Origin of the sequence: Olleya sp. AS48, assembly GCF_038900355.1 — a bacterium.
In the GTDB taxonomy this organism is placed as follows: domain Bacteria; phylum Bacteroidota; class Bacteroidia; order Flavobacteriales; family Flavobacteriaceae; genus Olleya.
In genome coordinates this window covers 236603-248006 of sequence record NZ_JBBMRD010000004.1, presented here as the reverse complement: position 1 = coordinate 248006, position 11404 = coordinate 236603, and the positions used below count along the sequence as shown (strand labels likewise).

At 34.3% G+C, this 11404-nt stretch carries 10 protein-coding genes; all 10 read right to left on the bottom strand.

Translation table 11 applies throughout. The annotated features are described in order from the left end of the window. Positions 1-326 precede the first annotated feature (326 nt). Positions 327-1601: an argininosuccinate lyase gene (gene argH, locus WNY60_RS07345; RefSeq protein WP_342861993.1), complete on the bottom strand. Its 1275-nt coding sequence runs from the start codon at positions 1599-1601 to the stop codon at positions 327-329. A gap of 78 nt (positions 1602-1679) precedes the next feature. After that, the gene (locus WNY60_RS07340; RefSeq protein ID WP_342861992.1) at positions 1680-2741 is read right to left on the bottom strand and encodes a M20 family metallo-hydrolase; all 1062 of its coding nucleotides are present in this window, start codon (positions 2739-2741) and stop codon (positions 1680-1682) included. After that, positions 2738-3514 carry an acetylglutamate kinase gene (gene argB, locus WNY60_RS07335; protein WP_342861991.1) on the bottom strand — a complete coding sequence of 259 codons (777 nt, stop codon included), beginning with the start codon at positions 3512-3514 and terminating at the stop codon, positions 2738-2740. Before argB ends, WNY60_RS07340 begins: the two co-directional genes overlap by 4 nt. A gap of 1 nt (position 3515) precedes the next feature. Then, a complete protein-coding gene (locus WNY60_RS07330; RefSeq protein WP_342861990.1) occupies positions 3516-4451 on the bottom strand; it encodes an N-acetylornithine carbamoyltransferase in 936 nt (311 codons plus the stop codon). A 235-nt stretch (positions 4452-4686) separates the two neighbouring features. Then, the gene (locus WNY60_RS07325; protein WP_342861989.1) at positions 4687-5817 is read right to left on the bottom strand and encodes an aminotransferase class III-fold pyridoxal phosphate-dependent enzyme; all 1131 of its coding nucleotides are present in this window, start codon (positions 5815-5817) and stop codon (positions 4687-4689) included. Then, on the bottom strand, positions 5814-6614 hold the full coding sequence (proC, locus tag WNY60_RS07320; protein ID WP_342861995.1) for a pyrroline-5-carboxylate reductase: 801 nt from the start codon (positions 6612-6614) through the stop codon (positions 5814-5816). Before proC ends, WNY60_RS07325 begins: the two co-directional genes overlap by 4 nt. A 159-nt stretch (positions 6615-6773) precedes the next feature. Beyond that, a complete protein-coding gene (gene argC, locus WNY60_RS07315; protein ID WP_342861988.1) occupies positions 6774-7757 on the bottom strand; it encodes an N-acetyl-gamma-glutamyl-phosphate reductase in 984 nt (327 codons plus the stop codon). Positions 7758-7873: 116 nt separating this feature from the next. Then, positions 7874-9064, bottom strand: coding sequence for an argininosuccinate synthase domain-containing protein (locus WNY60_RS07310; protein WP_342861987.1), 1191 nt, complete (start codon positions 9062-9064; stop codon positions 7874-7876). Next, on the bottom strand, positions 9054-9683 hold the full coding sequence (locus tag WNY60_RS07305) for a GNAT family N-acetyltransferase (protein ID WP_342861986.1): 630 nt from the start codon (positions 9681-9683) through the stop codon (positions 9054-9056). The genes WNY60_RS07310 and WNY60_RS07305 overlap by 11 nt, the downstream gene beginning before the upstream one ends. Positions 9684-10084: 401 nt before the next feature. After that, the gene (gene ilvA, locus WNY60_RS07300) at positions 10085-11353 is read right to left on the bottom strand and encodes a threonine ammonia-lyase IlvA (RefSeq protein ID WP_342861985.1); all 1269 of its coding nucleotides are present in this window, start codon (positions 11351-11353) and stop codon (positions 10085-10087) included. Between the last annotated feature and the right edge of the window lie 51 nt (positions 11354-11404).

Here is an 11404-nt window from a genome sequence, read left to right as displayed (position 1 = left end):
CCTACAGAAGTAGGATTTTTTCAATTTCTAGAATCAGCACAAAAACTAATGTCACATTGAGCGCAGTCGAAATGCTATTAAAACCTAAATCTTAAGGTTTTCGACTGCGCTCAAACTGACAGTTATAAGCCTAAAATACTTTCTTGTTTTGAACGCCTATTCAAAAAGGAGAATAAACTTAAATTAAATCCTACAGAAGTAGGATTTTTTCAATTTCTAGAATCAGCACAAAAACTAATGTCACATTGAGCGCAGTCGAAATGCTACTAAACCTAAATCTTAAAGTTTTCGACTGCGCTCAAACTGACAGTTATATGCCTGAAATTTTACTCAGGATACTTGCCTCTAATCCCATCTAAACACAAATTACCAATACTACCAACATGCGTGTGTTTTTTAGAGGTATCTGGCACATAAGTTCCACTTTCCACTTCGCCTCCAATTTTTTGATACGCTTCTCTAAAAGGCATGCCTCCCACAACCAACGTGTTAATATTATCTACCGTAAACAAGTATTGATACTTAGCATCATTTAAATCGATGTCTTTTACAATAACTTGCTGAATAGCGTAATTAAAAATATCCAATAAGTCTTTTACATCTTCGATTGCTGCAATAATATTTTCTTTTAATAACTGAAAATCTCTATGGTAACCACTTGGTAAATTATTAGTAATTAACACCATTTCGGTATGCAAAGCTTGAATTTTATTGGCTTTACCTCTAATCAATTCAAACACATCAGGATTCTTTTTATGTGGCATAATACTGCTTCCTGTCGTTAGCTCATCCGGAAAGGCTATAAAGCCGAAATTTTGACTGTTATACACGCAAATATCCATTGCAAAACGCGCTAAAGTATTACACACACTTCCTAAAGCTAAAGCGATAGTTCGTTCGCTTTTTCCTCTACTCATTTGCGCAGCAACAACGTTGTATTTTAAGGTTGAAAAGTTTAATTCTTTAGTCGTTAATTCTCGATCAATAGGAAACGAGCTTCCGTAACCTGCTGCAGAACCTAATGGATTTTGATCTACGGTTTTCAAGGCTGCATTTAACAAGTAAACATCATCTATTAAAACCTCAGCATATGCAGAAAACCATAATCCGAAAGAAGATGGCATTGCTACTTGTAAATGTGTATAACCAGGAAGTAAAGCTTCTTTATGCGTTTCTGCCAAACCTAAAAGGGTATCAAAAAACGTTTTTGTCTTCGTATTAATTTCTTTTAAATTCTCCTTGTAATAAAGCTGAAGCGCAACTAAAACTTGATCATTTCTTGAACGTGCGGTATGGATTTTCTTTCCGACCTCGCCTAAGGTTTTAGTCAATTCATATTCAATTTTAGAATGCACATCTTCAAAGGACGCTTCAATAACAAAGGTTCCGTTTTCTATAGTTTCCGCAATAGCGTGCAAACCACTTTTAAGCTGTTGTAATTCTTCCGAAGAAATAATGCCAATAGACTCCAACATTATTGCATGCGCTAAAGACGCTTGCACATCGTACTTTGCAATATGTAGGTCAATCTTTCTATCGTTTCCAACGGTAAATTGTTCTATTTTTTTATCGATACTTATTCCTTTGTCCCAGAGTTTCATAATTTGATTTTTTTGTCTCCTCGAGCGCAGTCGAGAGGTCTTTAATACTAATAGGTCTCGACTGCGCTCGACCTGACATTACAGTACTTTTTCTAATAATTCAATATAAATTTTAATGCCTTCTTCAATCTCATTAATATAAATAAACTCATCGGCAGAATGCGACCTTGTACTATCACCAGGACCTAATTTTAAAGACGGACAAGTTAAAACTGCTTGATCGGACAAGGTTGGCGAGCCATAAGTACTTCTTCCAATTTCTATTCCCGCAATTACCAATGGATGATCGATTGGAATGGACGATGAATTTAATTTTATACTACGCGGAATAATACTATCACATGGCGCTTCTTTCTGTAAAATATCGACAATGTCTTGGTTAGAATATTTATCGTTTACACGGACATCAACCACTAGTTTCACATCTGCAGGAACTGCATTATGCTGCTTTCCTGCATTTATTTGCGTAACAGTCATCTTTACATCTCCCAAAGCTTCCGACGTCTTGTCGAACGTGTAATTTTTAAACCATTCTAACACTGGAATTGTTTTATAAATGGCGTTATCGTGATTTGGATGCGCAGCATGACTTGGCGTACCTTTTACAACTGCATCAAACACGACTAAGCCTTTTTCAGCAACAGCCAAATTCATCAATGTTGGTTCTCCAACAATAGCGACATCCACTTTTGGAATTATTGACAACATACTATTTAACCCATTTTCTCCACTGCTTTCTTCTTCAGCGGAAGCGACAATAACCAGATTAAAATTTAGATTTTCTCTGCTATAGAAATAAGCAAACGTTGCTAACAAACTCACCAAACAACCTCCAGCATCATTACTACCTAAACCATATAATTTTCCGTCTTCAACAATGGCTATAAACGGATCTTTGGTGTACCCATTATTTGGTTTTACCGTATCGTGATGCGAGTTTAATAACAACGTTGGTTTACTATCGTCAAAATGTTTATTAGTTGCCCAAACATTATGTTTTGTTCTTTTAAAAGGAATATCCTGTTGCACAAACCATTGCTCAATATGTGCTGCTGTTGGTCCTTCTTCTGAAGAAAACGACTGCGTTTCTATCAATTGTTTCAATAAAGCAATTGCTCTTGTTGTTAGTTTTTCTTTCATTTTGAAATGGTTGTGTGTTTATTATTTTTATCGAAAAGCATTTCTGATTTACCAATACAAACTTTTTGAACTTGATTATTTATAGCATAAAAACAGTTGTTTAATTTTGGCAACATGCCTTCATATATAATACCATTTTCAATCAACGGTTGGTAGGTTTTAGTGTTGATGTTTTGGATAACAGAATCGTCATTATTTACATCTTCTAAAACGCCCTTTTTTTCGAAGCAATAATATAATTCAGTTTTATATTTTGTTGCAAAACCTATTGCTAATTCAGAAGCAATCGTATCTGCATTGGTATTTAATAATTGCCCGTTTTTATCATGAGTAATCGCACAAAACACAGGTGTAATTGAATTGTTTAAAAGAATTTCTAAGGTTTCTGTATTTACCTTTTTGACGTCTCCAGCAAATCCATAATCGATAGGTTTAGATGGTCTTAAATCCGAAACTATCGTGTTGCCATCTGCTCCTGAAAAACCAACAGCATTACAACTGTTAGCTTGTAATTGTGCGACTATAGTTTTATTGATTTTTCCAGCATACACCATGGTGATAATATCTAAAGTGACTTGATCGGTTACGCGTCTTCCGTCAATCATTTTAACCTCAACTTGCATTTGTCGTGCTAATTTAGTTGCTAATTTACCACCACCATGCACTAGGATTTTAGGAGCATCTATAGTCGCGAATGCTTTTAGGAATTGCTGCAAAGCGTTATCATCATCGATGATGTTTCCTCCAATTTTTATGATTTTTAGTGTTTTCATATTATAAATTTTCCAAAACCTGCTTCAAGACAATTTGCGCAGCAAAAGTCCTATTATTAGCTTGTTTAATTACAACAGACTGTTCACTATCTAAAACCGCATCTTCAACAACCACATTACGTCTTACAGGCAAGCAATGCATAAATTTCGCATTACCCAACTTCGCTTTTGTCATCATCCAATTTTCGTCTTGACTAAGTACTTTTCCGTAATCTTTATAATTACTCCAGTTTTTAACATACACAAAATCGGCATCTTTTAAAGCCTCTTCTTGATTGTGATTTACTGGTGTTTTTTTCGTGAATGCTTCGCTTAACTCATAACCTTCAGGATGTGTAATAGTTAAATCGACATCCAAGTTTTGCATCATTTCTACAAACGAATTAGCAACTGCTTGTGGTAACGCTTTTGGGTGTGGTGCCCAAGACAAAACAACTTTTGGTTTCGCTTTTTTTGATAATTCAGTAATAGTAATCGCATCTGCCAACGACTGTAAAGGATGCGCTGTTGCACTTTCCATATTTACAATTGGAACCGTTGCATATTTTATAAAGCTGTTAATCACAAACTCACTTTCATCTTTTTTCTTATCCGTTAAACTTGGGAATGCTCTTACAGCAATTACATCTCCATATTGCGAAATCACTTGTGCTGCTTCTTTAATATGTTCTGACGTGTTTGCATTCATAATCGTTCCATCTTCAAATTCTAAGTTCCAGGCGTCATTCACATTTAAAATCATCACATCCATTCCTAAGTTTTTTGCAGCTTTCTCCGTGCTTAATCGCGTTCGTAAACTGGAATTAAAAAACAGCATCACTAATGTTTTATGTTTTCCTAAATCTTGGAATTTAAAAGGATTATTTTTTAATAAAATCGCGTCCTTTATGGTTTCTTGAAGATTTGATATGTCTTTTATTTCTGTGTACTTTTTCATCTATTTATTACTTTAATCTTACTGAATTTATTTCAACTTCTCACTGCTATGTGATTCTGAAACTAGTTCAGAATGACGTTGCTATTTAGTTCTTCTTTCTAAGTTTTAAATACTCAATATAAATACTATCACAAACACATATTATTATGTATCCACCATTCTCGTCAAGCTGAATTTAGTTCAGCGTCTCATTATTATGCGATTCTGAAACTAGTTCAGAATGACGTTGCTCAAGCTAGCCTTGCAACTCACTTTTTAAAGCCTCAAAAAACAAATCGACATGTTCTTTTCTGATGGTTAAAGGCGGAAGAATCCTTAATAAATTTGGATTTTTAGCACTTCCTGTAAATATCTTATGTTCAAAAATTAACTTTTTACGAAGGTCTGCTATTGGAAAATCAAACTCCAACCCTAACATTAATCCACGACCTTTTATATTTTTTATTTCTGAAATTTCTTTTGCTTTCTCTAGAAAATAAGCTGAGATGTCTTTAGCATTTTGCATCAAATCCTCTTCTTCAATAACTTCTAATACAGTCGAAGATGCAACACATGCCAAGTGATTCCCACCAAAAGTGGTTCCTAATAAACCAAAAGAGGCTTTAATATTTGGGTGAATTAAAATTCCACCAATCGGAAAACCATTTCCCATGCCTTTGGCAATCGAAACAATATCTGGTATCACATTATATTTCTGAAATGCGAAGAAATCTCCAGTTCTTCCAAAACCTGATTGCACCTCATCTGCAATAAAACACGTATTATATTTTTTGCATAAAACATCTACACCTTCGTAGAACGCAGCAGTACTTTCATCTAATCCTCCAACACCTTGAATACATTCAATAATTACAGCACAGACATCGTTTTTAGCCAATGCTTTCTCGACTCCTTCTATGTCACCTAATGCCAGAATCTCAACCTGTTGCTGTGCGTTAATTGGTGCTATAATCTTCGCATTATCGGTTGCTGCAACAGCTGCTGATGTACGACCATGAAACCCATTTTTAAAAGCAACAACTTTTTTCTTTTCGTTATGAAATGACGCCAGTTTTAAAGCATTTTCATTGGCTTCTGCTCCAGAATTACACAAAAACAACTCATAGTCTTTACAGCCGGATAATTGCTCTAGCTTGTCGGCTAATTGCACTTGTAAAGGATTCTGAATCGAGTTACTATAAAATCCTAATTTGGCTACTTGATCAGAAATTGCAGCCACATATTTTGGATGCGAATGCCCAATAGAAATCACCGCATGTCCACCATATAAATCTAAATATTTGGTGTTGTTTTCATCGTAAACAAAAACATCTACACCCTTTACAGGTGTGATATCAAACAAAGGATACACGTTAAATAAACTCATATCTGCTCTTCTTTAATGTTACTAATCTTGTTAAACGAGGCAATCATACCTTGTATTAAAGACGAACTCAATCCTTTGTGTTCCATCTCATTCAAACCTTCAATCGTACACCCTTTTGGCGTCGTTACACGATCTATTTCCTCTTCCGGATGATTCCCGTTGGTAATCAATAAACTCGCCGCACCTTCGCTGGTATACATCGCTAGTTCTTGCGCTTCTTTAGCATCAAACCCTAACTGAATTGCTGCTTGTGTTGTTGCTCTAATTAATCGCATCCAAAACGCAACACCACTTGCACAAACCACAGTAGCAGCTTGCATTTGACTTTCTGGAATACTCAACGAATGTCCTAAACGGTTAAAAATAGCTTCAGCAATTTTAATGCGTTTTGCTCCTTGCTCATTACTACACAAACACGTCATCGATTTACCAACTGCAATTGCGGTATTTGGCATCGCACGAATGATAAATTTATCCGCACCAACTTGCGCTTCAATCTTAGGAATTAGAAAACCTGTAATAGTCGAAATCAACACGTGTTTCTCTGTTAATTCCGGCTTAATGTCATTCAATATTTGCTCAAAATGCGCTGGTTGCACTGCAAAAATGATGATATCAGATTGCCTTACAGCTTCAGTATTATCCGTCGTTAAATGCACATTTTTATAACCATCAAATTCTTGAATGTCTTCCAAATTCCGTTTGGTTAAATACAAACTAGTAATGGCATTGTTGGTTATCAATCCTTTTGCGATGGACTTTCCTAAGTTTCCTGTTCCTATAATTGCTATTTTCATTTGTTTGTTTTTTTGTTTGGGCGTTACCACAAGGGTCGCGTTTTCCGTTATATCTTTTTTGCCTTGTTCTCGATACAAATTTGCTCATGCTTCACAAATCCACTCGAACTGACGTCAAAAAAGGATGCCACTTCAACCGCTAACGCAGCTGCAGTACTTTTAAAAATAAGTTGCTTTCAGTTTTAAACCTTCTGTTTCATCAAAACCAAACATTAAGTTCATGTTTTGAACTGCTGCTCCTGAAGCGCCTTTTAACAAATTATCAATTGTACTTGTAATTAGTAATTTGTCTCCATGTTTTTCAAGACTTATAATACATTTATTGGTATTTACCACTTGCTTTAAAAAGATACTTTCATCTGAAACAATAGTAAATCCTGCGTCTTTATAATATTTTTTGTAAAGCACTTTTGCATCTTCCAAAGCACCTTTAAACTTTGTGTATGTTGTAGCAAAAATTCCTCTAGAAAAATCGCCTCTATTTGGCATAAAGTTGATTTCGGAATTAAAGTCACTCTGCAACTGTTTTACTGTCTGATTAATTTCACCTAAATGTTGATGATTAAAGGCTTTATAATGTGAAAAATTATTATCTCTCCATGTAAAATGTGTTGTTGCAGATAAAGAAGTTCCTGCTCCAGTTGCTCCAGTTACTGCATTTATATGCACATCGTTAGTTAATAATCCATTTGCAGCTAAAGGCAAAATTGCTAATTGTAATGCTGTTGCAAAACAACCAGGATTTGCAATATAATTGGCTATTTTAATAGCTTCTTTATTTAATTCTGCTAAGCCATAAACAAATTCTTTTCCTTGAAAATTCTTATCTGCAAGTAATCTAAAATCATTACTTAAATCAATGATTTTAGTGTTTTTAGAAAATGTGTTTTTTTCTAAAAATGCTTTAGAATTTCCGTGACCTAAACACAAAAACAACACGTCTACTTCTGAGTTAATTTGACTTGAAAACTCCAAATCTGTACTCCCAATTAAATCTTGGTGTACTTTTGATATTTTGTTGCCAGCATTAGAAGTACTGTAAATAAAATTGATGTTTGTTTTTGAATGATTTAACAACAATCTAATAAGTTCTCCAGCTGTATAACCTGCACCTCCAATGATTCCTATTTCTAATTTTTTCATTTTGATTCTTTTACTTTGCCATTCTTCGCTTAACACTTCGACTGCGCTCAGTGTGACACAGGATAACAATTTCCTTTAATTACCATTTTTGAGATACTGAAACAAGTTCAGCATGACTAAAGTTTAGAGTTTACTTGTTTATATATTTTGTTTTGGTTTCCAATAATCTTAATAAATCCTTTAGCGTCATCAGCTGTCCAAGCTTTATTTTCTTCACCATAGGTACTAAATGCACTAGACATTAAATCGTGATCGGAAACAATACCATCTAAAGAAAAATGATATGGTTTTAAAGTCACTACAACATTACCAGACACCATTTTTTGAGAGCTTTGTAAAAAAGCTTCTGTATCTCTCATCACTGGATCTAAATATTGACCTTCGTGCAAATGCATTCCGTAAAAACTTGACAAGTATTCTTTATGTTGTAACTGCCATTTTGTAAGCGTATGTTTTTCTAATAAATGATGTGCTTTTATTGTAATTAAAGCAGCAGCAGCTTCAAAACCAACTCGTCCTTTTGTACCAACAATAGTATCTCCAACATGAATATCTCTACCAATTGCATATGCAGAAGCAATAGTGTTTAGGTTTTCAATATTTACTTCTGGCGTATTTTCTTGTCCGTTTAAAGCAACAAATTCTCCATTTTTAAAAGTCAATGTTACTTTTTCTTCTCCTTCTTTTTCTAATTGAGAAGGATAGGCTTCGCTTGGCAAAGGTTTTTCAGACTCTAAAGTTTCTACACCACCAACACTAGTTCCCCAAAGTCCTTTGTTAACAGAGTATTTTGATTTTTCCCAAGACATATCTACACCTTCCGACTTCAAATATTCAATTTCTTCTTCTCTAGTGAGTTTTTGATCTCTAATAGGTGTTATAATTTTAATATGTGGCGCCAAGGTTTGAAAAATCATATCAAAACGCACTTGATCGTTTCCTGCTCCTGTACTTCCATGAGCGATATATTCTGCATCAATACTTTTAGCATATTCTATAATTTCTATGGCTTGAATAATACGCTCTGCACTTACAGACAATGGATATGTGGCATTTTTTAATACATTCCCGAAGATTAAATACTTGACTACTTTATTATAAAAAGTAGCAACCGCATCAATATTTTTATACGTAGAAACACCCATTTTATAGGCATTACTTTCTATGTGTTTAATCTCTTCCGTAGTAAAACCTCCTGTATTTACACTTACTGCGTGTACATCGTATTCTTTCGATAAACTCACTGCGCAATATGACGTGTCTAAACCACCACTATATGCTATTACTAATTTGCCTTTATTTTTCATTTTTATCTTTTTTTAGAAACATGGATTGCTTAATATTTTTCAATCTGGTCCATACTTTTTTATCATGATTATTTGCTGCTGGTCTTGCTGCTTCCTTTTTAGAAGGATCATACAACATACCTGTACATAAGCACATTTTTTGCTCTGTTCTAGTTAAAACATCAAAATTTTTACAGGTTTGGCAACCATTCCAAAAGGACTGATCGTCTGTTAATTCTGAAAACGTGACTGGTTTGTAACCTAAATCACTATTCATTTTCATAACTGCTAAACCTGTAGTAATACTAAATACTTTAGCCTCCGGAAACTTGGTTCTAGAATGCTCGAATATTTTCTGTTTGATCTGTTTAGCTAAGCCCATGTTTCTAAAATCTGGATGTACAATTAATCCAGAGTTAGCCACAAATTTACCATGACCCCATTGTTCGATATAACAAAAGCCTGCAAATTTATCGTCCTCTAAAGCAATAACAGCATTACCATTTTCCATTTTGGTAATAATGTATTCAGGCTTGCGTTTTGCAATACCTGTTCCTCTAACTTGAGCAGCATCAGCAATAGTATTACAAATAATATCTGCGTAAATACTATGCGATTTATCAGCAATAACAATTTCCATTGTAATTGAATTTTAAATTAAAAAATGTGATAATTTTTGTTTTTGAAAGCAGAACCGGACTCACCTTAGTTCTATAAATAGAAGTACACCCTAAGGGCGACGACGGAAAATTGGACGTAGGGTTATCCTGTTATTATTTCTAATAACTGTATTTAAAAAAGAAACTATTTGTGTTGAATTGTTCACTGTCTGAAAAAAAATAAAAACTATTAACTAAAAGCTTGAAGTATGCGTATTAGCGACGTCGTCTGCGTAATAGCAAACTTGTGGGTCTTTCGTTTTTATTTAGTGTTGTAAACATGGTACAAACGTATAATTTAATTTGATACAAAAGTTTATTTTGTGTCATTTTTAATGAATTTTTACGAATTTGAAAGTATTTAAGGTCATAATTATCAAAATCACACTAAAAACTGAAATAAATCAGGCTTATCATTTAGATAATCTCCATAAAAATTGTGACGCTTCATTTTTGTAATTAAAGGCTCTAAGTCATTTGGAGATTTTAACTCAATTCCAACCACAGCAACATCATTTTCACGGTTTGCTTTTTTGGTGTATTCAAAATGAGTAATATCATCTGTATCACCTAAAATATCAACAACAAAATCTCTTAATGCTCCAGATCGCTGTGGAAACTTAACAATAAAATAGTGCTTTAAATCGGCATGTAATAGCGCGCGTTCTTTAATTTCTGCAGTACGCGTAATATCATTATTACTTCCGCTTATAACACAAACTACATTTTTACCTTTAATTTCTTCTTTAAAATACTCTAAAGCAGATAAACTTAAAACCCCTGCAGGTTCTGCTACAATCGCTTCTTTATTGTATAAATCTAAAATGGTTTGGCAAACCTTACCCTCATCCACAGTAACCACACGATGTAAGGTCTCTTTACAAATGGCGAAATTTAAATCACCAACACGTTTAACCGCAGCACCATCTACAAAACTATCGATCTCTTCTAACTCGGTGTTTTTATTATTTCTTATTGATGTTAACATCGAAGGTGCCCCTTTTGGCTCCACACCTATAATTTTTGTATGTGGCGATAACAACTTAAAAACAGAGGATAATCCTGAAGACAAACCACCACCTCCAATAGGTACAAAAACGTAATCTATTGGATGAAACTCCGTTTGATCTATAATCTCTAAACCAACCGTTGCTTGACCTTCTATAACTTTTTTATCATTAAATGGATGAATAAACGCTTTGTTTAAACGCTCGCAATCTTCCATTGCTGCTTGATAAGCATCATCAAACGTATCGCCCACTAAAACAACCTCTATATAATCTTCTCCAAACATTTTAACCTGTTCCACCTTTTGATTTGGTGTTGGAGAAGGCATAAAAATAGTCCCTTTTATTTTTAACAATTTACAAGATAAGGCCACACCTTGTGCATGGTTTCCAGCACTTGCACATACAATTCCTTTTTTAGCTTCAGCTTGAGTTAAAGATGACATTTTATTGTAAGCTCCTCTAATTTTATAGGAACGTACTTGCTGTAAGTCTTCGCGTTTAAACATGATATTTGCTTCAAATTGCTTTGAATATCTCATGTTTGAAATTAAAGGAGTCACAGCAGCAACTCCTCTTAATTTTTCGGCAGCAGCCTCAACAGCTTCTATAGTAGGCCTGTATGTTGTTTTGGTTTCTTCCATGTTTATTTCCCACGACAGTGGAAATGTTTTTGTTTTATAAATTAGACACTT

Excerpts from the sequence above, each read along its gene's own strand:
- argH (WP_342861993.1), bottom strand. The coding sequence starts at position 1,601 with ATGAAACTCTGGGACAAAGGAATAAGTATCGATAAAAAAATAGAACAA.
- WNY60_RS07340 (WP_342861992.1), bottom strand. The coding sequence starts at position 2,741 with ATGAAAGAAAAACTAACAACAAGAGCAATTGCTTTATTGAAACAATTG.
- argB (WP_342861991.1), bottom strand. The coding sequence starts at position 3,514 with ATGAAAACACTAAAAATCATAAAAATTGGAGGAAACATCATCGATGAT.
- WNY60_RS07330 (WP_342861990.1), bottom strand. The coding sequence starts at position 4,451 with ATGAAAAAGTACACAGAAATAAAAGACATATCAAATCTTCAAGAAACC.
- WNY60_RS07325 (WP_342861989.1), bottom strand. The coding sequence starts at position 5,817 with ATGAGTTTATTTAACGTGTATCCTTTGTTTGATATCACACCTGTAAAG.
- proC (WP_342861995.1), bottom strand. The coding sequence starts at position 6,614 with ATGAAAATAGCAATTATAGGAACAGGAAACTTAGGAAAGTCCATCGCA.
- argC (WP_342861988.1), bottom strand. The coding sequence starts at position 7,757 with ATGAAAAAATTAGAAATAGGAATCATTGGAGGTGCAGGTTATACAGCT.
- WNY60_RS07310 (WP_342861987.1), bottom strand. The coding sequence starts at position 9,064 with ATGAAAAATAAAGGCAAATTAGTAATAGCATATAGTGGTGGTTTAGAC.
- WNY60_RS07305 (WP_342861986.1), bottom strand. The coding sequence starts at position 9,683 with ATGGAAATTGTTATTGCTGATAAATCGCATAGTATTTACGCAGATATT.
- ilvA (WP_342861985.1), bottom strand. The coding sequence starts at position 11,353 with ATGGAAGAAACCAAAACAACATACAGGCCTACTATAGAAGCTGTTGAG.